At 44.3% G+C, this 26085-nt stretch carries 20 protein-coding genes and 1 tRNA gene; 12 read left to right on the top strand and 9 right to left on the bottom strand.

Translation table 11 applies throughout. The features are described 5' to 3' along the window. Positions 1-276: 276 nt before the first annotated feature. The 7 genes from AACT52_RS38150 to AACT52_RS38180 all read left to right on the top strand — a co-directional run bounded on the left by AACT52_RS38150 (position 277) and on the right by AACT52_RS38180 (position 7451). Complete coding sequence (locus AACT52_RS38150) at positions 277-1737, top strand: RtcB family protein (protein WP_073635458.1); 1461 nt, start codon at positions 277-279, stop codon at positions 1735-1737. Positions 1738-1762: 25 nt separating this feature from the next. Beyond that, a complete protein-coding gene (locus tag AACT52_RS38155; protein WP_073635459.1) occupies positions 1763-2290 on the top strand; it encodes a cyclic phosphodiesterase-like protein in 528 nt (175 codons plus the stop codon). Between the two features lie 25 nt (positions 2291-2315). After that, a complete protein-coding gene (locus AACT52_RS38160) occupies positions 2316-3200 on the top strand; it encodes a CobW family GTP-binding protein (protein ID WP_073635460.1) in 885 nt (294 codons plus the stop codon). A gap of 165 nt (positions 3201-3365) precedes the next feature. Continuing rightward, positions 3366-3797, top strand: coding sequence for an archease (locus AACT52_RS38165; protein ID WP_073635461.1), 432 nt, complete (start codon positions 3366-3368; stop codon positions 3795-3797). Between the two features lie 302 nt (positions 3798-4099). Beyond that, entirely contained in the window at positions 4100-4687 is a 588-nt protein-coding gene (locus AACT52_RS38170) for a hypothetical protein (RefSeq protein WP_073635462.1), read from the top strand. Between the two features lie 84 nt (positions 4688-4771). After that, complete coding sequence (locus tag AACT52_RS38175; protein WP_073635463.1) at positions 4772-6307, top strand: ammonium transporter; 1536 nt, start codon at positions 4772-4774, stop codon at positions 6305-6307. A gap of 892 nt (positions 6308-7199) precedes the next feature. Beyond that, positions 7200-7451 carry a peptidoglycan-binding domain-containing protein gene (locus AACT52_RS38180; RefSeq protein WP_073635464.1) on the top strand — a complete coding sequence of 84 codons (252 nt, stop codon included), beginning with the start codon at positions 7200-7202 and terminating at the stop codon, positions 7449-7451. Between the two features lie 265 nt (positions 7452-7716). Here the strand turns inward: AACT52_RS38180 and AACT52_RS38185 are convergent, their stop codons facing one another. Next, positions 7717-8796 carry an endonuclease/exonuclease/phosphatase family protein gene (locus AACT52_RS38185; protein ID WP_073635465.1) on the bottom strand — a complete coding sequence of 360 codons (1080 nt, stop codon included), beginning with the start codon at positions 8794-8796 and terminating at the stop codon, positions 7717-7719. A 155-nt stretch (positions 8797-8951) separates the two neighbouring features. Then, positions 8952-10865, bottom strand: a complete 1914-nt coding sequence (locus AACT52_RS38190; RefSeq protein ID WP_073635466.1) for a transketolase C-terminal domain-containing protein — start codon at positions 10863-10865, stop codon at positions 8952-8954. Positions 10866-11757: 892 nt separating this feature from the next. Here AACT52_RS38190 and AACT52_RS38195 point away from each other — a divergent pair. Continuing rightward, positions 11758-11994 carry a DUF4347 domain-containing protein gene (locus tag AACT52_RS38195; protein ID WP_073635468.1) on the top strand — a complete coding sequence of 79 codons (237 nt, stop codon included), beginning with the start codon at positions 11758-11760 and terminating at the stop codon, positions 11992-11994. A gap of 480 nt (positions 11995-12474) precedes the next feature. Then, a complete protein-coding gene (locus tag AACT52_RS38200; protein WP_073635469.1) occupies positions 12475-14736 on the top strand; it encodes a beta strand repeat-containing protein in 2262 nt (753 codons plus the stop codon). 176 nt (positions 14737-14912) lie between these two features. Here AACT52_RS38200 and AACT52_RS38205 read toward each other — a convergent pair whose 3' ends face one another. The 3 genes from AACT52_RS38205 to AACT52_RS38215 all read right to left on the bottom strand — a co-directional run bounded on the left by AACT52_RS38205 (position 14913) and on the right by AACT52_RS38215 (position 18831). Continuing rightward, positions 14913-15740 carry a class I SAM-dependent methyltransferase gene (locus AACT52_RS38205; RefSeq protein ID WP_073635470.1) on the bottom strand — a complete coding sequence of 276 codons (828 nt, stop codon included), beginning with the start codon at positions 15738-15740 and terminating at the stop codon, positions 14913-14915. A gap of 228 nt (positions 15741-15968) precedes the next feature. Then, on the bottom strand, positions 15969-16526 hold the full coding sequence (locus tag AACT52_RS38210) for a GNAT family N-acetyltransferase (protein ID WP_073635471.1): 558 nt from the start codon (positions 16524-16526) through the stop codon (positions 15969-15971). 157 nt (positions 16527-16683) lie between these two features. Next, positions 16684-18831: an RtcB family protein gene (locus AACT52_RS38215; RefSeq protein ID WP_073635472.1), complete on the bottom strand. Its 2148-nt coding sequence runs from the start codon at positions 18829-18831 to the stop codon at positions 16684-16686. 341 nt (positions 18832-19172) lie between these two features. Between AACT52_RS38215 and AACT52_RS38220 the strand changes: the two genes are divergently transcribed. The 3 genes from AACT52_RS38220 to AACT52_RS38230 all read left to right on the top strand — a co-directional run bounded on the left by AACT52_RS38220 (position 19173) and on the right by AACT52_RS38230 (position 20913). Then, the gene (locus AACT52_RS38220; RefSeq protein WP_073635473.1) at positions 19173-20090 is read left to right on the top strand and encodes a class I SAM-dependent methyltransferase; all 918 of its coding nucleotides are present in this window, start codon (positions 19173-19175) and stop codon (positions 20088-20090) included. Next, complete coding sequence (locus AACT52_RS38225) at positions 20087-20812, top strand: HAD family hydrolase (protein WP_073635474.1); 726 nt, start codon at positions 20087-20089, stop codon at positions 20810-20812. Before AACT52_RS38220 ends, AACT52_RS38225 begins: the two co-directional genes overlap by 4 nt. A gap of 28 nt (positions 20813-20840) precedes the next feature. Beyond that, positions 20841-20913, top strand: a tRNA-Ala gene (locus AACT52_RS38230). A 30-nt stretch (positions 20914-20943) separates the two neighbouring features. Here the strand turns inward: AACT52_RS38230 and AACT52_RS38235 are convergent. The 4 genes from AACT52_RS38235 to AACT52_RS38250 form a co-directional block, all read right to left on the bottom strand. Further along, a complete protein-coding gene (locus tag AACT52_RS38235; protein WP_073635478.1) occupies positions 20944-24882 on the bottom strand; it encodes an NACHT and WD repeat domain-containing protein in 3939 nt (1312 codons plus the stop codon). A 180-nt stretch (positions 24883-25062) separates the two neighbouring features. Next, on the bottom strand, positions 25063-25269 hold the full coding sequence (locus AACT52_RS38240; protein WP_073635475.1) for a hypothetical protein: 207 nt from the start codon (positions 25267-25269) through the stop codon (positions 25063-25065). A 24-nt stretch (positions 25270-25293) separates the two neighbouring features. Further along, the gene (locus AACT52_RS38245) at positions 25294-25698 is read right to left on the bottom strand and encodes a type II toxin-antitoxin system VapC family toxin (RefSeq protein ID WP_073635476.1); all 405 of its coding nucleotides are present in this window, start codon (positions 25696-25698) and stop codon (positions 25294-25296) included. 2 nt (positions 25699-25700) lie between these two features. Beyond that, entirely contained in the window at positions 25701-25916 is a 216-nt protein-coding gene (locus AACT52_RS38250) for a hypothetical protein (protein WP_073635479.1), read from the bottom strand. Positions 25917-26085: the final 169 nt, after the last annotated feature.

Genomic DNA, 26085 nt, shown 5'->3' on the forward strand with positions numbered 1-26085 from the left:
CCCCTAGCCCCCTTCCCTAGTAGGGAAGGGGGAAAAATCAAAGCCTCTGGTCTTGTAGGAAAGAGGAATGCAAGCGAGGTTTTCCACAGCAGAAGTGAAAAGTAAGAAAGCACAAAGACCCAGCTTTTTTGTATTCCGAGTGACAGGCTGACTCAACAGTACAGCATCTCCTTTAGGCAGAGGTTGACACAAAGCAGTAACGTTATGCTCAAGACTATATCAAATAGTGTATGAGCGGAAGTACCCGGCAAAATAGCTAGGAACTGGGGTATTAATATGGCTATTAAAGAATTTTTAAAGCAAATCTCTGACACAATTTGGGAAGTTCCGGTTTCCTACAAAGAGGGGATGCGAGTTCCCGCCCGAATCTATGCCACAGAAAAGTTAATTGAGGACTTCGACGAAGCTGTTTATGACCAAGTGACCAACGTAGCGACACTTCCAGGCGTAACGAAGTACGCCTTATGTATGCCTGACGGACACTTTGGTTATGGTTTTCCCATCGGTGGTGTGGCGGCGATGGATGTCGAGGAAGGAGGTGTGATTTCTCCTGGCGGTATCGGTTTCGATATCAATTGCGGTATGCGCTTGTTGGTCACCAACCTGACTTACGATGAAGTGAAACCAGATATCAAAAAACTGGTAGACAAGCTTTATCAAAGGGTTCCAGCTGGGGTGGGAAGTACTGGTTTTGTGAAACTTTCACGGAATGATTTTCGCGAAGTGGCTGAACAAGGGGCACAATGGTGCATCCGCAATGGCTACGGTTGGGAAGAAGACCTGCAACTGATGGAAGAAAACGGATGCCTTAAAGGTGCTGATTCTTCCAAAATTAGTGAAAAGGCGATTGACCGGGGTTTCAACCAAATCGGCACTTTGGGGTCTGGGAACCATTATCTAGAAATTCAAGTTGCTCGACCAGAAAACATTTTTGATAAGGAATTAGCCGCGAGTATGGGAATTACCATGCCAAATCAGGTGGTGGTGATGTTCCACTGCGGTAGTCGAGGATTTGGTCATCAAGTCGCAACTGACTATCTGCAAATCTTTTTGAAAGTCATGGAAAGCAAGTACGGCATCAAAATTCTCGACAGAGAATTAGCTTGTGCGCCTTTTAACTCTCCTGAAGGTCAGGCATATTTTACCGCAATGAAATGCGGTATCAATATGTCTTTTGCCAATCGTCAAGTCATCTTGCACCGCGTCCGCGAGGTGTTTTCGGAAATTTTTGGATACTCGGCAGAGGAATTGGGTATGCGCATGGTTTATGATGTCGCCCATAATACCGCGAAATTAGAGCGCCATATTATAGATGGCAAAGAGCGATCGCTCCTCGTCCACCGCAAGGGTGCAACACGCGCTTTTGGACCTGGGATGCAAGATGTACCTGAACGGTACAAGGATATTGGTCAGCCGGTGATTATCGGTGGCAGTATGGAAACTGGGTCTTATTTGTTAGTGGGTGTACCGACCGGCGACCAGACTTTCTTCAGCACTGCTCATGGTAGCGGACGCACTATGAGTCGGGCGAAAGCGCGAAAAACCTATCGTGGCGAAGCACTCAAGAAGGATATGGAAAAGCGGGGCATTTATGTCCGCAGTAACTCTTACCAAGGATTGGCGGAGGAAGCCGGTGCAGCATACAAGAATGTAGATGATGTTATCGAAGCGGCTGAGTTAGCTGGGATTAGTAAACGGGTGGTACGGTTGACTCCGATTGGGAATATTAAGGGGTAGGTTATGCTGAGCAAGGAGGTTCTGCTTGAACACTAAGGTATCATTCTGGCTTATTCCCTCGGCAGAAGACAAAGCATTTTTCCAAAAAATTATAGATACTCTTGCACAAGAGTATGACGCTCCAACTTTCACCCCTCATGTCACTATCTACTCTGGTGAATACGCCCTCGATGAATCTCCTTCTGAACTTATAGAAAAGGCAACACAGAAAGTTCAAAGTTTTAGTTTAAAAGTCGATAAGCTCCTATATACAGAGGAATTTACTAAGACTTTATTCGTACAATTTCACCAGAATCCGATTCTTAGTAGGATATCAGAAACCATACGTTGCAGTTTACAAAAGCAATCTAACTTTGCTCTTAATCCCCACTTGAGCTTAATTTACAAACATCTCAGTCAGGAAATAAAGAAAAATGTCATAACTTCGATTCGTCTGCCAAAATCTGAAGTGTTTTTTGATGAAGTTCAAGCTATTGCGACTTCGGAGCAAGTACAAAACCGAGATGATGTTGAAAGCTGGACAGTCATTTGTACAAGGAAACTTCAATCTTAGAACAAAAATAGAGAACAAATAAGTTATGGCAGTACGCACACCACTTACAGTGATTACAGGACCGTTGGGAAGCGGCAAAACAACGCTGCTGCGTCACATCCTCGAAACTGTCCCCAAAAAAATCGCGATTTTGATGAACGAATTTGGCGAAATAGCGATTGATGCCAAAATCATTCAAGGCAAAAATGTCGAGATGGCGGATCTGGGTGGCGGTTGCGTGTGTTGTTCTCTGCTGGGCGAGTTTGAAGCCGCTGTCAATGAAATCATTGATACAGTTGATCCAGACCAGATGGTAGTAGAAACAACCGGAGTCGCAGAACCCGATGCACTGGTTTTTGATATTCAAGAAAGTTTACAAAGAGTGCGGCTGGATGGGGTAGTTACAGTTATTGACGCTGATGCAATGGTGAAATATCCGTCTGTGGGACATACAACTCGCATACAAATTGAAGCAGCAGATACCATCCTCCTAAACAAGGTAGATTTAGTTTCTGAAAGCGAGTTGCAAGCAATAGAAAAAAAGTTAAATTCCATTAACGAAATTGCTTCGATTTTACATAGTGTGCGGGGTAAAGTAGATCCGGATTTACTTTTTGGTATCGGGCGCGATCGCGTGCAACCACCACCGCACCACGTTCACCAACCAGAATTTGATTCGTTTAGCTACACAACTTCTGCTACTTTGAATCGTCAATGTTTTGCGGAATTTGCTGATAGCCTGGAAACAGACGTTTATCGAGCGAAAGGATTTGTCCGCTTTTCTGAAGGAATCTATCTGTTTAATTTTGTGGCTGGTCGTTGGGAATTGGAACCATTTGAACAAGAAGCGACGGAACTGGTTTTTATTGGTAAACAGTTGAGCGAACGAAAAGCAGAAATTATTGGTCTTTTGAAGAAGTGTGAGCAGTAGATCCCCCCAACCCACGCCACTTGCGGGATTGTCGGCAGAGCCGAACGCCAGTTCCCTAGGTCGGAAAACCCTCCTGCAGGACTGGCTCCCCAACGCAGTGGCTCCCCTTAAAAAAGGGGGCTATGAGAGAAAAATATGTATATTTACTTGTATTAACTGTTATTTATGTTATACGAATTTCTTGAAGATGTTGCCACTGCCGATATTGCCTTCCGCGCTTGGGGAAAGGATTTACAGGAAGTTTTCAAAGCGGCGGGTGATGCAACAATCAACACCATGATTGAAGATTTGGACTCAATAGAACTTAAGGAAACGCGCACCTTTAGTTTAGAAGATGACCAATTAGACCTTTTGCTGTTCAATTTTCTTCAAGAACTGGTCTACTACAAAGATAGCGAACTCCTGCTGCTGCGATCGCAACAAATTGAGTTTGAGGAGAAACAAGGAAAACACTACCTAAACGCTGTACTCCAAGGAGAAAGGCTGGATCGCGATCGCCACCAACAACGAGTAGATGTCAAAGCTGTGACATTACACCTTTTCCAATTGGAAAAAACCAATGACGGTTGGACAGCGATGGTCATTCTTGATATTTAATCAGTATCAGTGCTTCACAACTCTCTTTTGTAAAGTTTCTTTGCCCAGAGGAAGTAAAAACTTTAAAGAGTCAGTGTTCTAGCGGATACCCCTCGTATAACTTCCGGATTTAAATATAAAGCTTATGTAAAGAGCGTGGAAATACCTAAGAAACTGTTAAATTTAGCAATACTAGTTTTTTTGATTTAAAGCGAGAACTAGATCAAGCAGGGAGCATTAACCAAAAACTTAACACTTGACAGTGCTGTTCTTGGGCACTGTTGGCTTCTTAGGAGGAGTGAAACAAAACCAGGATTTTTACCATGCTCTTTCTTACCCCAGAGGATCTAGAAAATCAAGGTGTTTTCTGCAAGGAAGCATCACAAATTATTTTTCAGAATAAAATTTTGACTAGATTTATAGATTTTCCCACACAAAATCGTCGAAGAGCCATCAAATTTTGTCAAGAATTTCTTGAAGATCAACTTTTCTGTTTGCTCGTAGAAAATCAGTCATATCTGACGGTTTGGGTGGAGAAGAAACAAGTGAGGTTAACAGGCGAAACTGAAATCCCAATAAATTATGTGCAGCCAGTGTCTAATAGTCTTTCATCTCAAGCTAAAGATAAACCTGAGAAAGCTGAAATCCCAATAAATCGTGTGCAGCCAGTGTCTACTAGTCTTTCATCTCAAGCCCAAGATAAAGCTGATGTTCAAACACAGTTGAAGTCTAGAGGCTCTGTTTATCCCCAAGGCTTTACCCCAGCTTCATCTCCAAAGGATGAAAAATATTCCGATTCAAATCCAATAAAAGAACAAGGTGAGTTTGACATACCTTTATCTGAGTCACCTACTGAAGACAAAGCATCTACTAAAAAACCGACTAAGAGATATCGAGGGGTTTCTTACTAAAAAGTTTCAGGGTTATCTCGATTAAACCTTGTATTAGGGTATAGCGGGAGGATGTATTTGTCCCCAGAAAAAATCTCTATTTCCATGCCTAGGAAGAAGTTCAAGAAATCAAAGCGTAAGAAAAGTTTACTCTGGGCAAATTGGTTAACCTGCTTAGCCTTTGTCGCTATGATTCTGCTGATGTGGAGCTACGCCGCAGTTGCCGTTTCCCCAAGCCTAGAACAGCGTCTAGAGGTATTAGAGAAAGGTCAACAGAGCATTCGAGTGGTTGCAGATACCGTTTGGGTGATATTTACAAGTACTCTAGTGTTCTTTATGAACGCTGGTTTTGCCATGCTAGAAACAGGTTTCTGTCGCCAAAAGAATGCGGTCAATCTATTATCCAAAAACCTGATAGTCTTTGCCCTTTCTACAGTAGCTTTTTGGGCAATTGGTTTTGGAATAATGTTTGGCGATGGAAATGGGTTGTATGGACACAACGGGTTTTTCTTAAGTCCATTAGACAACAGCCCCATAACAGGGCGTGACTACACAGGAGTTTACACATCCCTCAGTTCCGCAGGCATACCCCTCCAGGCAAAGTTTTTCTTTCAATTAGTCTTTGCGGGAATTGCAGCCACCATTGTTTCTGGCGCTGTTGCTGAACGAATCAAGTATGGCGCATTTCTCATTTTCAGTCTTTTATTTGTAAGCCTTTCTTATAGCGTCACGGGTCACTGGATTTGGGGAAAGGGTTGGTTATCAAATCTACATTTTTGGGATTTTGCCGGTTCAACCGTAGTTCACTCGGTAGGTGGGTGGGCGGGTTTGGTGGGAACTTTGCTGCTAGGAGCACGCTTGGGCAAATACCAAGACGACGGTAAGCGGGACAGAAAAAGGCTCACTTATTCTCCCCAAAGCCGTAGCGTTTTTGGTAAAAAAATTGTTGCTATACCTGGACATAATCTCAGCATCTCTACTCTAGGAGCCTTGATTCTTTGGCTCGGCTGGTTTGGCTTTAACTGTGGTTCGACGCTGGCTGCTGACCCCCCAGCCATTAGTCATATCCTTCTGACAACTAATATGGCAGCGGCAACGGGCGCATTAGCAGCTACCATAACTTCTTGGGTGTATTTTGGTAAACCCGACCTTTCATTCCTGATCAATGGAATCCTTGCAGGTGCGGTATCGATTACAGCTTCCTGTGCCTTCGTCAGCATAGCTCATGCAACCATGATTGGTACGATTGCTGGGGTCGTTGTTGTTTTTTCCGCCGTTCTTTTAGACAGGCTAGAAATTGATGATCCAGTGGGTGCTATCTCAGTTCACCTGACCTGTGGGATCTGGGGAACACTTGCAGTAGGGCTATTCAGTGTAGGACCTAATATTTATGCTTGGTATGGTGAAAATCACGGTCCTGGGAAGGGATTGTTTCTGGGAGGTGGTTTAAACCAAATCTTGGCTCAAGTTATAGGTATTGTGTCAGTGGGTGTTTTCACCACTCTATTTAGTCTATTTGCTTGGTCAATGATTAAGCTCACGATAGGTCTAAGAGTCTCACAACACGAGGAGCTCGAAGGTCTTGACCTTAGTGAACATAGTATGTCTGCCTACGAATACGAAATCGGCGACAAGGAATAATTTCAACGTTTGAGCGCGATCGCCTCTCGTCCCTTTCGGGACACGCTGCGTGCCGAGAGGGCAACTGCGCAGGACTTCTATCATGTTCACAAAATTACCCATAATAAAACTTGTTTGTAGTAAGGACTTTAGTCGTTGCTTTGGTGGAAGAGGACTGTTGTCCTCACTACGAATTCCCCGACGGTTATTTAACAGTGAACAGCTACCTACGCAGTTATCAGTTAAATACGAGTGGTCGCGCGTCCCCCACCAATTGGACCTTTATGCGTTGGTGGTGAGCCACTGCGGTCTTGGGGTTTCCCCAAGTAGAGCAAGTGGCGTTCGTCGTTCGCGGAGCGTGTCCGTTCGGCCTCAAGCCGTGCCCGTAAGCGCAAAGCGCAGGCTCCGCCAACGCGCAGCGTGTCCGTAAGGACTCAGGGCTCAGGACATAGACGTGCCGTGCCTCCTCCGGAGGACGCACGGTACAGGCGATAGCCGTGGCCGTACCCACTAGGCATACCCGGAGGGCGGTGAGCGCATCCCCCACCATACGCCGTCAGGACTGATAACTGATAACTGATAACTGATTTAATCAGGTATAATATTACGCCAGTGCAGAAGGGGCGTTCGCGATCGCGAACGCGTGTCCAGAGGACTCACCGGGCGCTTTCCAGGAAATACCCGAAGGGGCTTGGTTCTTGTAGCCTAAGCTCCTAGTGCTTCAACCGCTGCACTCAGTCTTCTTCGTTGAGCTAACCAGAATACAGGCAATTTTTTCCATTTTTATCTCAACAACTGCATAAGTTAATGCGTGCTTACATCTATTTAAGAACAGAACAAGGTTAACTCATTCATGCCTAACTTCTGTTAGGTAAATCAACTCAGTAAACAAGCTTAAAGGAGAAAATCAACAATGGAATTAGAAACTCAATCCTTAAATCAACAACCTCTAGCTGTTTGTCCTCCCACAATACAAAAAGGTGCTAAAGGTGCAAACGTCAAACTTTTGCAAGAAAAATTAAATGGTTATGGTTTTGATACAAAAATTGATAGTATTTTCGGGGATAGTACCGTTAAATCTGTCAAGCTTTTCCAAAGTCACTATGGTTTAAAGGATGATGGAATTGTCGGTCCCAGCACCTGGCGCAAATTACAGGTTTGTTAATTACAGCGCTTTTCAACGAGCGTGAAAGGTATGGTCACCCCTTCGGGGAAGTCAAAAGTCAAAAGTCAAAAGTCAACATAATTCGTAATTCGTAATTATTACCCCACGAATAAGTATAATTCGTAATTGATAATATGTCCTCGGGACATGCACTCGCGTAAGTCCTGCGGGCAGGCTGCGCCAACGTAATTCGTAATTACGCTCTTCAATTACGAATTACGGATTACGAATTACGAATTAATAATTATTCGGTCATCTTTGATATCTAAACCATATCTAGATCAAACTCTGCCCAAACAGCTGCGTGGTCAGATGCTGCGGTTGAAGGGTTCGTCACTGTTGGGAACGACTGTTCTCGTCCGTTCGTCAATCGAGAAAGATTGAAAATGCCACGCCGTTCAACAGAAGCTTTAGTCAAAGCTTCTCTTAACGGCTGAGATACAAGTAAATAATCAATTTGATCTAGCTGATTACCAAAGGCGTGCGTCCACCTATCTGCGGTATCGGGAAACCATATTTCCAAAACGTCATAAAGATTTTCTGTATTAAGTAGTTTTGCTAATGTTGAACTTGTAGGAGTATCATTTAAATCCCCAGCGACAACGACTAAATCTTGAGATAAATCAAAGTTAGATACGATTTCACTGACTCGATTTGCCTGCTCTTGACGCCGTGGTGCGCTGTCGTTTCTTTTACTTTTCAAGTGATTGCACAAAATAGTCAGTTTTCTGTCACCAGGAAGCAGAACTTCCACTTCAAGACAGTCTCGATCAAAAAGAGGTTCACCACGGGAGTCTTTATCGAAGATGTGAGTTCTGATATTTCCAATCGGGAACCTACTTAACAAACCAACATCAATTCCCCGCTTGTCGTTACCGTCAATCGCCATTGAGTATTCAAAACGAGAAGCGAGAAATTGCTCAGAAAACTCTTTGAGTATTAGACGGTTCTCAATTTCCACAAGGCACTGCACATCTGCTGCAATTTCATTGATGACCTTTGCAGTATTAGACCGAGTTTCCTCGGAAAATTTAGCACGCTTAAAAACTATACGACCGTCCCACGAACTCGCTCCTTTTGCTCTCACCCCGACAATCTCACCTGAGTTGCGATCGCGTTCAAATAATGTTCCCTTATCTTCCGCGATTTCAATATATTCTTCTAAACTTTTAAACAGAGAGAGAATTTTCTGCTTATTGTAAACTTCTTGTTCTAGTTGACTTTGCAGTTCAGCAAGGTCATTTAGTAGCTTTTGATTCTCTACACCGTCCCTAATATCAAATATCGCGGCACGGTCGAAGAGATTCTGTGCGTTGAAAGTAGCGATACGTAAAGGATTGCTCATACTGATGAAAGCTTACAATGAATGACGTTAAATAACTAACATAAATGTTATATATTTGACATAAAAATTAGATGAATTTCATTTTTCTATAAAAATCCTCGCCCATGAGCGGGACGAGGAACTTCAAATTACTACAAACTACCAACGATATGCGGTTAGCCAACCAGTTCCTTCACCTTGTTGATGATGCCTTCAGGGTCGATTCCCTGATGGGGGAACTGTTCCCATAAACCGCCGCTACCTTCTCTGTGAGTGCCGAGGTGGGCGAACTTCGGTGTTAGTCCGCGCTCAAGCAACCAAGTACCAAAACGGCTACCCAGTCCTGTACGGCGGTTAAATGATTCAACGACCAATACAAAGGGCGCTTTACCAACTTTCGCGAGCGTTTCTTCGTCAATGACGTTGAGTGTAGGCTTATTGATTAAGCCGACGTCAATCCCTTGCTGTTTAAGACGTTCTACTGCATCCAGTGCGCGGTATAATCCTTCACCAAAGCTAACGATGTAACCAGCAGTTCCTTCACGCACGACTTCATCCTTGCCAGGAGTAAAGGTATAACCTTCGCCGTAGAGGTTCTTTCCATTGACATCAACAATGTTCGGAGTCTTGGAACGGGTGGAGAAAATAAACCGTAGTCCTGGGTCAAAGAAAACTGCTTCAACACAAGCTTTCATTTGGGCGGCGTCTGCGGGGAAGTACAACCGTGTTTCGTAACCGTCATCCAACCCGTTGTCGGCAAACATATTGTTTATACCGAAGTGACAGGTATTATCCGCCATGTCATCTACGCCAGAGTGAGAGAAGTGACACAGGACGTTGGAGTAGTTCAGCCGCGCCATCGTGATTTCTGAAATGCACATTTCCAAGAACGCGCTGAATGTGCCAAAGATGCCCTGCTTGCCTTTTTCCATGCCAAATCCGGCAGCGGCAGAGAAATTACCTCTCTCCATAATGCCAGAACTGATGAAGATTTCTGGATAGGCGTCATGAATCTTCTTCAGTCCGCAAGAGCCTTCGAGGTCACTATCGATACATATTACCTTTTCTTTGCGCTCTGTTTCACTCAGGCGGCTGAGGACGGATACCACCGCATCACCAAACACGTTGCGGTTAGAATCCCATTTGTCACCGGAACCTGTGAAGGTGTCGCTGTGCTTGGGCTTTTGAATGCTCTTGAGATATCTGACGGCTTCGGTGAGTCCACGCTTTTCCAAGTAGGCGATCGCCTTGTCCACTGGGATAACATCATGACCATGCGTTGAACCTTCTATGCCTTCAATCCCTACAGCCATTTTCCGCTTGTTAACCAAGGCGACGGGTCCCTGTGTCGTTACTGCTTGACTTATCCGACGATACAAATCATCCAAGTCCTCGCCATCTCCCTCATTGACATTCAGCCCGTGACCAGAGAGTGTTTTGGCAACGCTGAAACCTGGCAGGTAATCAGAAGGATGTCCGGCAATGGTAACATCATTATCATCGATAATCAGCTTCACATTCAGATTCTTGGCAACCGCCAAACGTGCTGCTTCTGCATCATTGCCTTCCTGCTGCGAACCATCAGATCCAAGGCAAATAACTACCTTATTCGGATTTGCCAGTGCCACACCATTAATGTAGGGCCATACATGTCCCAACCGTCCAGAACTGAACTTCACTCCGGGCGTCAGTCCGAGTTCAGGATGTCCAGGCAGTTTTGCACCAGCTTCGCGGTAATGGACAAGACTTTCAGCAGACAACTCACCGTGCAAGACAGCCATGAGGTATTGCGTGGCAACGCGGTGTCCCGCTTCATCAAAGAAAATCGGCACGAATTTATCTGGTGCGCCCCGGAAAAATGCATCGAGGATGACGACCTCTGGCACTGTGTCGTAAGCACCACCCGTGTGACCGCCCAGACCTTTGGCAGCACCTGTAGCGGTGAAGAAAACGATCGCATCGCGGCACAACTGAATGTTAGCTTTGAGTGTCTCCCGCTGTTCATTCGTGAGGTTCGGATTGGTAGGGTCTAGTGCCAGTGGCTTGTATGCACCAAGGTTAATAGAAAAGCTAGCTGTAGCAATAGTCATGGCTGATATTCCTGTATGTAAATGATTAACACGGGAGAAAAGCGTCCTCTTTGATGGTACACTGCAACGGAAATCTATATTGTTATGGTGGATTGCAATCAACTCACCGCACGTTTATTTTCTTACCCAGTTTTCCAAGAGAGTTTTTATCCTCACATCGTTATTCAGAACTACAGCCATTGTTAGCCGTCTTTAGACAGCTTGGAATGGCATGAAACGCTGCACTTTCGACTCTATTGAATGGCAACGATTATATATAAGTATAAATGCTTATGGACATAATGAGCAAGATAAATGTTGAAGATTAAGACATTTGTGCTGTTGAACACAGCAGTAAGGGTGCTGCTTGTGCTGCTCGAGAAACGCTTTGTTGCTTATGGCCCAATTGCGTGCGACTGTAATATCAAATTTGGCATCCGAGGAAAGGACGACAAACTCAAAGTTTCCCTCCTTTGCTTAATGTCCCCTTCACCTAGTCCATACCTTAAGTCCAAACTACAGTCAATCAGGTTAAGTGACTGATTTTAAAAAGTTATTATAAAGATTTTACGAAATAATATAAAAGCTTCATGAACTTTGGAACAAATTGATCTTATGGGTAGAAAAAGATGCAAATAATATTAAAGGTGCATAACGGCTCAAATGATTAGAGCTTTTAAGGCTTCATGTGAGTCAGACGATGTAAGTCAGACTAAAAGATGTTTTTTGACAGTATGAGGTGAGAAGTTAAAAAACTTGCTTGCCCAAAGTAAATCGACTGAATAGCGGGTATCTACCGCCAGCGAAAGCTTAAAAAGCTTTTTAAGAGCTGGAATTCTAACGCCATGTAAAGACGCTTACTGTTGCTTCGTCAAGTGTCTCTACAGCTAACCCGTAATCACAAGAATTTACTATGTACAACCAAACGTTTCGGGCTTTCACTAGCATTAGCCCAGTTTTCATTGATTCTCAACTAGCAGAGATCGCTTTCGTGAGTAAAGGCGTTACACCAAAAGCCAAGGTGATTGTCCTCGACACTACAGAGAACAAAAACGCACAAATTACCAAAGTCTTTAACCCACATCTCAATATCTCTAGGGTCCCTATCTCCCACCAACAATCGGAAAGTCTGCAATTAGGGACAACCTAACAAGGGCAAACAAAACCTAAATAAAAACCACACTGCCTCTGGGCAAGAGTAGGTAAGAGCATCAAATAGAGATGCTAATACCGAGCTTTATGGTGGCTTTGGCTATGCTAAGGGCGACTAGAGCCGCCTTTGAGCAACAATTGCCACGAGCCAACTAGTACTCCACCAGACAAACTTTGTGGGTTTGTAGTGAGCGATTTATGGCTTAAAGGCGCACTTCTTCGTGCTTACTACATACCCCTCAGGCTTTGCCTTGGCGGACTACTAGAGCTGAGACCGCAACTATCTGTGATCACATAATCGGCACGAGCCTATATGTGCAACTCATATGATCATGACCTGATAGGCATGGTCAGAAGCTCGTTGCCCATCGGTATTTCATCGAGCGTGATAGCTACTTTACCTATCTCTAGACCACTTTGTTGGTCATAGTTCATAAGTTATTGGTCAAGACAAACAACAAACAAGGATTGATTCAACATGAGTACTATTACCGTTTCGTCTACTGCCGACAATGGAGCCGGTTCTCTTAGAGATGCGATCGCTCAGGCAAAATCAGGCGATACTATTCAATTTGGCTCCAACCTGGCCAAGCAAACTATTACCCTGACTTCAGGTCAACTCACAGTTAACAAAGACCTGACAATTGATGGTGCAGGTGCTAGCGGTTTAACAATTAGTGGCAATAATGCGAGCCGGATTTTTGATGTACCAACACCAGGCTCCAGTTTTACATTGCGAAATTTGACCCTTGCCAATGGAAAAGCCACTGGTGACTGGGAAAATGGTGCTGGAGGCGCAATTCGCACAGTCAGTGGAGATAAGCTCACCACTCTCAACGTAGAAAACAGCAAATTTGTGAATAACAGCGCTTCGGGCGCAGGAGGAGGGGCAATTTGGGGAGGCTTTAACACCGCTAACACCATCACTGGCAGTGTATTTGAGGGGAACGACAGTACTGCTGGTAAATCGGAACGTGGCGGCGGTGCGATCGCTGTCAATGGTAACAGTGCTCTAACGGTGAAAAATAGTGACTTCACTAATAACAAAGGAACCAATGGCGGTGCAATCAACACTGTATTGAGCAAACTTACAGTAGAAGACTCTACTTTCCGCAATAATGACTCAACAGCGGGAGGTCCAATAGGTCCTCACACCATAGGTTATGGTGGTGCCATCTATACTGATGGAGCGAATGCCTCTGGAGCAAATTACGATCATGGTCCTGTTGGAGGCACAATTACCATTCGTAATAGCGAGTTTGAAAGCAACAAAGCTGCTGGACAAGGGGGAGGACTCTTTCTGTATGCTTATCCCCCAGACAAAATAATTGTTGAAAATTCCACAATTGCCAAAAATGAACTCATTGAGGACTCTCGAGGCGATTCACTCGGTGGTGGTCTGCGAATTGGTAATGCTGAGTTTACCGTCAACAACACCACCTTCAGCGAAAATCGGGCACTCCAGCAAGGTGGTGGTTTATGGATAGGAGAAGAAGCGCCAGGTACTATTAGCGAAAGTACGTTCACTGGTAATCGAGCCGAGAGTACTGACGGCACAAATGGTTTGGGTGGAGCAATCTCTTTTGCCAATTACTCCAATCCCATCACTATTGATGATACGACCATTGCTGACAACTACGCTGGTTTTCAAGGTGGAGCTATTTCCGGAGGTGGCTCATCCACCACTGTCAAAGACTCAACCTTCGCAAATAACGTTGCAGGTAACGATTGGAACATCAAGAACCAAGTTACTGATCAACTCATCGATGGTGGGGGAAATACTCAATGGCCAGCCAAAAACGCGAATGATCCCAGTGACCTGAATGTCACAGCATCTATTAATATTGCAGAACCTAAGGGCAGTGATTTGCAAAATATTGTCCCAAGAGCAGCAAGTGTTGTAGGTGTTGATGGCAATGACTCCACCCTTGGTGGGGGCAATAACCTCATCCCAGCAGCTACCAGTGACAATAGCTTAATTAACGGTACTTCTGGAGACACCACAGCTAACACCTCCAACACTAACTTGAGTAGTATCTTTCCTGTAAACACCACAGATAACAGCGGCAATGGTAGCGATACCCCTGTAGATATTAGTGCAAATCCCATCAACACTGATTCAGATGCTGCTCTTACCCCAGTACCTAGTAATCTGTTTGCTGCAAACACCATAGGTAACAGCGGCAATGGTAGCGATACCCCTGTAGATATTAGTGCAAATCCCACCAACACTGATTCAGATGCTGGTCTTACCCCAGTACCTAGTAATCTGTTTCCTGTAAACACCATAGGTAAGAACGCCAATGGTAGCAATACCCCTGTAGATATTAGTGCAAATCCCACCAACACTGATTCAGATGGTAGTCTTACCCCAGCCCTTAGTGGTAGCGATAGCGAAGCGCTGCTGCTTTCAGCAGATCGCCAGTTGTGTGGCAATATCACTTTGGACGATAATCTCCACAACAGTTTTAAGGAGCAAATCACACAAGGCAACGGGCTTGACAATTTCACACTCACTCCTGGTCAAATTTCTGAGTTGACTCCTAATTTCAACTCTGGAAAAGACTACACCGGCATTAGCTTGTTAGATGGTCTAAATCCAGGTCAATCGTCAACTAACAAGCCAGGCGGCGATAGTTGGAATGTGGATAACATTCAGCATCAGTTACTGGCAAAGTTGCAAGGAATTAACACATCAACGCTTGTCAGTAACCCCCAATCTGGTGCTGGACAACTTTAGCCGGCTCAAGCCCTGTAAGCGTGTGGCGTAGTGGGTGCATCATTTCTTGCCATCATGATTGGCACCCAATACTGACGGGTACTACAGATGGCTAATCTCATCACTTGCGAGCGTTTTCGGATTCTTCAGGTTTGACAGAAGTCTGGTTTTGTCAAACCTGATTTCTAAAAATATTCTCACTTGTGAGCTAATACAAAAAATATCGAAGCATCACACCAAGCGCCTTGTTCTGTCATGGGTAATGCCTGAACTTCTGATATATATTCAGATCTGCATTGCTCTAACTGATTTGGTGAAAGTTGCAATACTTGATAGCCAAAAACATTTTTGGAGTTCATTTTCCATAACTCCTCAGCAGTTTGAGCATCAGGAGTGAAATACCAACCAAACTGCTCTTGTGTCACTTCAATATTTTTAAATCCTGCCTCTTGTAACAGGTTGTGGCATCTCTCAACTGTACCAAGCGGTTCATTTGGGTTGGGAACTTTTACACCATATCTTTGAGCAACTTCACGAAATAAAACTGACGGAGGAAAAGCTATTTCCGCCCAAGCATTAAACGCCAAAATTCCACTAGAATTGAGGAAGCGATGCCACTGGCATAAAGCTTTGGGAATATCAGTTAAATAACAGATTGCCAAAGAGCATAATATGACATCGAAACTATTATCAGTAAAAGTTAAATTTTCGGCATCTGCTTCCAGAAAAACGATATTTTTCAAACCCTCCGCCGCCAGTTTTTCTTTTGCATAACTGAGCATTCCTGCGGAAATATCCACGCCGATAACTTTACCTTCATCGCCAACTATTTTGGCAGCAGAAAGAGCTACTATACCTGTACCTGTTGCAATATCTAGAATTGTTTGTCCACTTTGGAGTTTGGCTATTTTGATTAGGCGATCGCCAACAGGAGCAGAAAACCTGCCTTGGTCATAATGAGTTCGAGAATTGAAGTCGGTTAGTAATTGCTGCTTATACTTTTTTATATCTACTTCTTGTAGCATTAGAATAATTTCCCAAATTGTTTTTCTGTCTAACTAGTATGTAACTCCTCAAAGGCTGACTTTTCTAACTAAAAGGTCATTTATAAAGTAAATATTAAGTAGGATGTGTTACGGCTATGTAAAGATTTGGAAGTTTGAGAAAGTCAGAACTTGCCGTAACGCATCGCATTTGGTGGTGCGTTAAACCAACACGTAACTCACTCTACAATTTAAGGTTTACTTTATAAATCAGTTGTGATAATCTTTTTTCAACAAAGAAAATATTCTCAAGTCATGAAACTGACCCTTCCAGTAACCATATTCTCTAAGAATGCCTTCCTCTAGAAACCCTAATTTTTGCAACAACTTAACAGATGCTGTGTTTTCCAGCATCACCATCGCCTCAATTCGATTCAATGCGATAGCTTGAAATCCAAACTCAATGACAGCAAAGAGTGCTTCTGTCATAATACCTTGTCGCCAATGGGCTTTTGCAAGCTCATAACCAAGTTCTGCCAAAAAAGGATTCTTGTAGCGATAACCGCAAGAGCCAATGATGACATTATCGTTTTTTTTAGCTATTCCCCAACGAATTCCCTGTTTAGTTTGGAAACGTTCTGACCTACGATTAATTAAACCTTTCACTTGTTCGATACTTGTAGGAGGTTCTAGATCGTGATATTTAGTTACGTCTTCATTAGCAAAAACCTGAAAAATGGCTTCTGCATCAGACAAATTGGTTGCCCTCAATATGAGATTTTTGGTTTCTAGTTGCGGAAATTGGCTCTTTGCACTATCAGAGATCATCCTGCATTTTGCTCCTGGTTAAAATTGCGATCGCGTAGCGTGTCCGGAGGACGAGCGCGGGCGCTCTGCGCCATCGCCTTTTTTTTATCAATCCAAAAATCATAACTTCTCCTTAAAATTTTTCAAAAACTAGGATGGGCAATGCCCACCCCATGATTTAACCCTTTACGCAAACAACTTGCTTCAAAGTTGCTACAACTTCGACTAAATCCGCTTGATTCTCCATAACTTCTTCTATCGGTTTGTAAGCGCCTGGAATTTCATCCAAAACGCCTGTATCTTTACGGCACTCTACGCCTTTTGTTTGCTCAATCAAATCATCTAATGTGTAGACATTTTTTGCCTTCGCACGAGACAGTAAACGTCCTGCACCGTGCGAACAACTGCAAAAACTATTAGCACTACCCTTACCCTTAACAATGTAAGATTTTGCCCCCATTGAACCAGGGATAATGCCATAATCTTCTTCTGTTGCACGGACAGCACCTTTACGAGTGACGTAGACATCCTCGCCAAAATGCACTTCTTTTTCAGCGTAATTGTGATGGCAATTCACTTCTAATAAAGGCTTAATTGCTTTACCACCTGCCAAATGCTTTTCGACAATACGCTGGAAACGCGCCATCATCACCTCACGGTTGAAACGCGCATAATTCTGTGCCCACTGCAAATCATGCCAGTAAGCCTGGAATTCTGGCGTACCAGCGACAAAATGAGCCAAATTAGGATCAGGCAATTTATTACCCGCCATTTTTGCTAATTCTTTAGCTGTGTTAATGTGGCACTGTGCTAATTGATTGCCGATGTTGCGTGAACCAGAATGCAGCATCAGCCAAACTTGGTTCTCTGTATCGAGGCAAACCTCAATAAAATGATTTCCTCCGCCGAGAGAACCCATTTGCTTCATCGCTTTACCTTGCAAATCTTGCACCCCTCGATGCAAGTCTTTGAAATCACTCCACCGTTGCCAGTTAGCGGCACTTTTTTCAACGTCTTTATTTTCGTTGAAACCTGTGGGAATTGCTGCTTCAATATCCAAGCGGATTTTCTTTAGCTTACCTTCTAGTTGGTCACTATTAAATGGTGTTTTAATAGCGCACATCCCGCAATTGTGAACAAAGACGCCAGCTTTCAAGGCAAAATTATGATACTCCGGCACTGTCAAGCAGTAAACATCCTGTGTATAGTTCACAGACAGCACAGCTGTAACTTTGTGATTGCACTCGTGTTCTTTCCTTCGGTGGTTGTGTAGCCCAATTGGAGTTTTGACCTCTGCACCGCAAATATCACAGGTGTAGTATCTATTTGCAATTTCCTTGGATTTTGCTCTACCTTTTTCACTTTGATTGTAAGCTCTCAAGTATTGCTTACCACGTTCGCCATTGCCAGCAACTGATTGTCTAAAATGTTCTGGTTCTTGCTGCATATATTGAAGAATATTTTGAGTCCCTCGAGTTGCGTAGTACTCATACCCTTCTGGAGTTTGAGCTTTTCTTTTAAGTGCAGCCACTCGCTTTTGTTCAAACTCTGGGGATTGCCAGTCTTGATTACGTTCAACCAAGCTGCGATGATAGGCAGAATGGTCGCAGTTGCCGATGAACTCCAGGTTCTGGGGTCTATTGTCAGATTCATTAAAGTTCCGATGATGAATGACCGTTCTCTGGGCTTCAAATTTGGGAACTTTACCTAATAAGCCCGATCTAGCAATGATCCAGTGTGCTTTTTGCCATTTACCTGAGTAGGGCTGAGCAATTAGGGTATAGCCATCTTTATCAACTTTAGAGTAGAAGGGCATGAGGGATGTCCTTGGCTGAAGATGTTGAGCTTCCTCATATGTTCCATCCCGCAACATGAATTGGTGATCTGGAGTGCAAATAATCTCTTCACCATTATCCAGAATCACTTTTACCAGGGAAGCATTACGTCTAGTCAACCTAGCAGTTGCTTTAGCTGCTACGATTCTTCCAGTTGAGGTGCAGGCATAGACAATAAACTCTTCATCCCGATGAGCGAGTTCTTGTATGGGATAAGACTGACCATCAACTAGTGGGATAAGGGTATCGCCCACAAAGCAACCGATATCCACGCCGACAGCAGCGGGAATAATTGCTTCTTTTGTCGCAATCACAGAACCCACTAAGGCACCTTTACCCAAGTGGACATCTGGCATCAAAGCTACATGCTTAAACACAAATGGCAGTGATGCTACATTCTTCGCCATCTTAGTTTCTTCTGCTCCCAAGGAGTGATTTGCCCAAGACAGAACGGGTGATGGTGTTGAAATTTTTAACTCTTCGTAGGGCATAATTTTTTGTATTTTAGATTAGACTTTTGACTCGTCCGAATCGAGTTTTTACATGAGCTAGTTACAGCAATTTCAATTTTTCATAGTCTTTCATTTTATTTCGTCCTTATTCATAAACGTATGCTTATAAAGTGACGATGCCCACCAGAACCAGATAAGGGTGGGCATCACCTATTGCTACTCCCAGCAGGTAGCAATAGATGTATTACAATTGTAATATACAAAATCTATTAATGTCCACTCTTTCGCTAGATGAGGCGTGCTAGTTTGAAGAGATATATTAAAATTTGTAAATAAAATCACACTACCTTAAAAAACCCAATAAACTCAAATACAATCCTATGGCAGTTCGTCAAGATACAATCTGGGAACGTTTTCTATCGCCTGTAATGCGTTTGCTTATCGATGAAGAGGGGTTGCGGCGGTACGCCGAGAGTGTTGACTGGGAAACAGAAAGCAGCCGCTTTCGACGTGGTGATGTGGCAATTCCGGCATACTACAGCAGCCAAAACTTTCATGGAATTGAGCGTGGATATCTCAATTCTGGTGCGGCGGTTACTTACGATCCGATTACCCAATACGTTCTCGCGCCTAATGAAAGCATAGTACGTCAGGCTTTAATTGATAACATCAAGGTACAGCCGCGACGAATTCTTGATTTGGGTTGTGGTACAGGTTCGACAACTTTGATGTTAAAGCAGGCTTTTCCCGAAGCGGAAGTCGTCGGCTTGGACTTATCGCCTTATATGTTACTACGGGCTTCTCATAAAGCTGAAAGTGCTAGTTTAGACATTGTCTGGCGACATGGGAATGCAGAGAAGACAAGTTTCCTTGATGCTTCTTTTGACTTGGTAACAGCTTCTTTGTTATTCCATGAAACACCAACAGCAGTCTCTCAAGCAATTTTACGAGAGTGCTTCCGGTTGCTGGTGGCGGGTGGACAAGTGTTGATTCTGGATGGAAATCAGAACACCTTGCGTCAGTTAGACTGGTTAAATAATGTTTTTGAGGAGCCGTATATTCACGAATATAGTGCTGGAAGTGTGGATGCGTGGATGGGTGCAGCAGGATTTGAAGCGGTGCAAACCCAAGATGTATGGTGGATAAATCAAGTTACGAGTGGGGTGAAACCAATTCTATCTGAAGATGCTAGCGTTCAAACAAATGTAGGGCGTTACACTCCTGCACAGGTAGACAACAAAGTGGATAATGAAGATTTGCAGGGCTTTCCATCACCAGCTTTTGACACAACAGCATGAGTTTAAAGGCAGTTTTCTTTGATTTTAATGGTGTCATCATTAATGATGAGCCACTCCACGAGCGATTGATAGAGCAACTTCTACTCGAGGAAAACCTCACCCTCAAGCCTGGTGAGTATCACAAAGTGTGCTTGGGACGTAGCGATCGCTCTTGTTTGAAAGAGTTGCTTGCTCGTCGCGGTCGTGTTCTTAATGATACGTATTTAACTCAGTTGCTTCATCGCAAAGCACGAGGATATGCAATGGATGTCCAAAAAATCGAAAAACTGCCTTTGTATCCTGGTTTAGATGATTTGTTATCTCAAGTGCGTTCTTGCAATTTGAAACTAGGAATAGTCAGTGATGCCATCGGCAAAGAAATAGAAGTGGTACTTGATCGCACTCAACTGGCTGAATACTTTCAAGTTGTTGTCGCGGGTGATGACATTACCACCAGTAAACCAGAACCAGATGGTTATTTGCTTGCTGTGGAACGTCTAAACCAGAAATATCCTGATTTAAATCTTCAACCACATGAGTGTCTAGCAATTGAAGATACTCCTGCTGGTATCCAAGCCGCAAAAAAAGCGGGTATGCAAGTCGTTGGTGTGGCAAATACTTATCCATTCCATATGCTTCAACGCTGCTGCAACTGGACAGTGGATGATCTCACTGACTTGGAACTCGAACGGGTACAGGAAGTTTTTTCTCAAAAAGAATTGCAACGTACTACAGGTGAATGATACTATAATAAATTGGGTGTCTTTAACCGGGGAATTAGCTCAGTTGGTAGAGTGCTGCGATCGCACCGCAGAGGTCACGAGTTCGAATCTCGTATTCTCCATGTGTACATTAAATAATTGTTGTCCAATTTTTAACGCAAATATGGCTGACAAGTTGCCTTGGCATCACCAATCAGCGCGGGATGAAAGCGCAACCGTTCACAAGCAATTTTCAACCAATGCTCAAAATTGATATCCCACAAGCGGACGGTGCCATCTTGTCCACCACTGACGATGGTTTTGCCGTCTGTGCTGATTGCTACTGACCATACACGACCCGAATGGCCTTTCAAGGGCTGCCCCATAGGCTGTCCTTGCTGATTCCACAACCTGACAGTGCCATCTTCTCCACCACTGACGATAGTTTTGCCGTCTGTGCTGATTGCTACTGACCATACACGACCCGAATGGCCTTTCAAGGGCTGCCCCATAGGCTGTCCTTGCTGATTCCACAACCTGACAGTGCCATCTTCTCCACCACTGACGATGGTTGTGCCGTCTGTGCTGATTGCTACTGAATTGACATATCTCGAATGACCTTTCAAGGGCTGCCCCATAGGCTGTCCTTGCTGATTCCACAACCTGACAGTGCCATCTTGTCCACCACTGACGATGGTTTTGCCGTCTGTGCTGATTGCTACTGACTTGACAAAACCCGAATCGCCTTTCAAGGGCTGCCCCATAGGCTGTCCTTGCTGATTCCACAACCTGACGGTGCCATCATCTCCACCACTGACGATGGTTTTGCCGTCTGTGCTGATTGCTACTGACTCGACAAAACCCGAATGACCTTTTAAGGGCTGCCCCATAGGCTGTCCTTGCTGATTCCACAACCTGACGGTGCCATCTTCTCCACCACCGACGATGCTTTTGCCGTTTGTGCTGATTGCTACTGACATAACAGAACCGGAATGACCTTTCAAGGGCTGCTCCATTGGCTGTCCTTGCTGATTCCACAACCTGACGCCATCATCTCCACCACTGACGATGGTTTTGCCGTCTGTGCTGATTGCTACTGAACTGACATAACCCGAATGACCTTTCAAGGGCTGCCCCATTGGCTGTCCTTGCTGATTCCACAACCTGACGGTGCCATCTAATCCACCACTGACGATGGTTTTGCCGTCTGTGCTGATTGCTACTGAATTGACAGAACCTGAATGACCTTTCAAGGGCTGCCCCATTGGCTGTCCTTGCTGATTCCACAACCTAACGGTGCCATCATCTCCACCAATGACGATAGTTTTGCCGTCTGTGCTGATTGCTACTGAATTGACAGAACCTGAATGACCTTTCAAGGGCTGCCCCATTGGCTGTCCTTGCTGATTCCACAACCTAACGGTGCCATCATCTCCACCAATGACGATAGTTTTGCCGTCTGTGCTGATTGCTACTGAATTGACAGAACCTGAATGACCTTTCAAGGGCTGCCCCATTGGCTGTCCTTGCTGATTCCACAATCTGACGGTGCCATCATCTCCACCACTGACGATGGTTTTGCCATCTGTGCTGATTGCTACTGACATGACATAACCCGAATGACCTTTCAAGGGCTGCCCCATTGGCTGTCCTTGCTGATTCCACAACCTGATGCCATCATCTGCACCACTGACGATGGTTTTGCCGTCTGTGCTGATTGCTACTGCTGTGACAGATATCGAATGGCCTTTCAAGGGCTGCCCCATTGGCTGTCCTTGCTGATTCCACAATCTGACGGTGCCATCATCTGCACCACTGACGATGGTTTTGCCGTCTGTGCTGATTGCTACTGAATTGACAGATCCGGAATGACCTTTAAGAACATTTTTTTCATAACTACTCTGAACTGCAGTGAACAAACTGTCTTGTACTGCGGGAAATGATTTGTTAGGGAAACTGACAAAGGGCGATCTACTTAGCCCCACTGCTCTAATTGCAGTCACCATCCCTTGTACGGGCTCTGTCGATAGCAACCCTTTTACTGTTGCAGCAGTTAACTCCACCCGCTGTTGCTCTGCGGTTCGCCATTGCCCTAGAGCAACCCCAGTTAAACTTAGAGCAACTACCAAGCCGCCAACTAATCTTGAGATAGTCAGCCGTCTTCTGCGTTCAACTTCTTGATGCTCTTTATCCCGTTGTTCCACGCCGGCACGAATAAAATCTTGCTCAAGTTGAGTCATTTCATGCGATCGCTTGTGCAACCATTCTTCGGCTACAGTCAAAGGTCCACCTCGTAACAATGCCCCAGAGTCATGGTTATTACTTTTCCACTCTCGCATTGCCACCTTTAACCGTTCCTGCCAAACGCGAAACTGACGGTTATCATTCATCCACTTCCGCAGAGTGATCCATTCCCGAATCAGCGCTTCATGGACAACCTCCACCGTATCTTCCTGTGACTTATCATCGCGTCCCGTTACGACCAAACGGGCTTGGTATCCTGCTAAATAACTTATCAATCCCCAGTTTTCGTCGCCAACTTCTGCACGAGTTGCTATGCGCCGAGTGTCCTCTGTCCCTTCCCCGGGGCGCACTAATTGCACAAAAATTCGCTGTGCAGCTTTTTGTTCTGTTTCACTCAATTGTTGGTAAACTTGCTCGGCATGATTAGCTAGCGCTTTTTTCACACCCCCTATCTCTTCGTATGCTTGATGAGTTAGCACTCGCCTTTGCTGCTTCTCCCACAACCGGGTAAGCGCAAATTCCAATAAAGGTAAGTTACCAGGCTCACTCCCAACATCATCTAAAATCCGTTGGGTTAGTTGTGGTTCTAATTGCACTTCCAGCTTTTGTGCTGGTTGCTTAATTGCCCTTTGTAGTTCCTCCCGACTCATGGAACTCAGCAGCTTGGGTGTAAACTGCTCTAATGCATCTCGTAAAGGACGATAGGAGAGGACATAGCCGTAAAAGTCAGCCCGTAAAGTGAAAACTAGTGTGAAACTTTTGGTCGCGAACGATTTTAGCAACAAATCGGCAAAGCGTTCCTGTTCTGCTTTATCCTGACATAGGGTGTAGAGTTCCTCAAATTGGTCTGCAACTAGCAACAGACGCTTGCCGGGATTGCGTTGTGTGATGCGAGACACTACCTGATCTAAGGTGACTTTGCCCTGCTGTATATCAAGAGCCAATCCAGCTGCTTCTCGCAGTTGTCCGGTTTCACCTAGTTCCGGTTCCAATTGACGTACTAGGGCAGAAGCCAGCTGATAAAACGGCTGATTTCCCGGACGAAATGATTCAATCAGCCAACTTCCTTCTTTTCGCAACTGGGGAATGAGTCCGGCATACACAACAGATGATTTACCACTACCACTAGGACCAATCACACCTACTAACGGCTGCTTTTGCACTGCTTCAACCAAGCCATTGACAAACGTTTCCCGTCCAAAGAAGAATTCTGCATCTTCTTCCCCAAAAGCAGCCAATCCCTGGTAAGGGTTGGGAGGAATGATGTCTATAACAGGTACTGTGGAGACGGTAATATTCTCTTTCTTTAAAAAAACTGGAGTTTCGTGCTCCACAAAACTTATCATTTGAGAACAACCGAGCTTATAGGCAAACTCCACCTCTTCGCCTGCGGCTATTGCATCATAAAACGCCACAGCAAACGCGACAGCTGCTTTATCCCCAACTGTCGTATTCATCCCAATGACATAGTTTACATATTGGCGAATCGCTTGTGCTTGCTCTGCGCTATAGCAAGCATTGAGCACCACACACTCGACTCCCTTTGTAGCAAACAGCGCAAATTGGCTGGCGAGGACATCTGCTGTCACAAGCGCTGGTTGTCCTGTTTCATCTTCCAAAACAATGCCATCAACTCCCGCACCGTGTCCGCTAAAATGGACAATCTGGGGTTTGTAGTCTAAAATTGCCCGATAAAAGTCCCGCTGACGCACCGCCCACTTCTGCTCTAGCTTAAACTGCTCACGTTTGTTAGCTCGGCGCAATCCCTCTTCAATTTCTCGCACCTCTTCATCCAACCGTAGCCTTGAGGTACTTGCAGGATTGGCTGCCAGAATCAAAATAGTTTTGACACGGGTGTTGTCGTTCATAAAAAAGCCAAGAGCTAGTGCCACGGGCTTACGCTTTGACAGAGTCAATAAAATATCATTGCAGAAAAAACTTGAGCCAAAGCAAAGCCTTTACTTCTTTTTATAGATAAAATTCTAGTTGGCTTATGCAGCTAAATCGGGAATCGCCGAAAATTTGATAAAATTTAACACATTAACTACCTAGTACAACGTGGCGGAAATAAAGCTACCATTCCAAAGCAGCGAAAAGCCCACAAAATCAGCTTTTTGACTTTTGACTTTTGACTTTTGACTTCCGCGCAGCGGTACTAGCCCATTGAGTTTTAACTTGCTGGGCGGGAATTGGATGTCTAAATCTTCAGCAGAAAGCTTACCGGAGATGAGGCGAATCAGCAGGCGATCGCGCAAAGCGCAGCAAGCGGCGATCGCTATTCAAGTAGAACGCCAATTTTCTATTTGCAAATTAGGTACTCTTTGAAATTCTCGGACGTTAGATGTTACCAAAATATGATTATGGGTTACTGCGGTGGCTGCGATGAGTACATCATAAGCACCGATAGGTGAACCTGCTAGTTTGAGAATGCCTCTGATTTGGGCGGCTTGTTCTGCTTCTTTTGAAGCAAATGGTAGAATTGTAATTGAGTTGAAGATTGTTTCAATCAATGGTTGGATTTTGATGGCGCGTTGTGGATTGACGGCTAATCCATATTTCACCTCCATTACTGTTAGAGATGAGATAAAAATATCAGTAGGAGAGATTGATTTGAATTGCTTGAGGGTGTTTTCTTCTCCTTTAACAAAATCACTAATTACGCAAGTATCTAGTAGATAACCCATAATTAAAGTTCTATTTCGTTAGGTGGTAGAAGTTCATCTCGATACGATTCAAAGATGATACTTTCTTTTACACCTTGATATTCCATGATCATTTCTGGCCAAGTTGTGGGTTTTGTTTCTAAGAAAGTGACGAAAACTGCGCTTTCAGTAATGCCTTGTGGTGTTTCAGCGAGTTCAATTTTGCCGTTTTTATAGGTTCCTTGAATGGTTTGTAACATAAAGCTTACCTCATCCATGAATTTTAGCCCATTTCTTCTAGATTGTAGCTTCCTAATCGGTCATGCTGGGTGGCAATTGGATGTTTACCCTTGTAAGGTACATCAAAGAAATAATGAACCACAGATGGACACAGATGGACACAGATAAATAATTACTTCATTCAATTGA

It is taken from the genome of Scytonema sp. HK-05 (genome assembly GCF_963872035.1).
Taxonomy (GTDB): Bacteria; Cyanobacteriota; Cyanobacteriia; order Cyanobacteriales; family Nostocaceae; genus Kalymmatonema.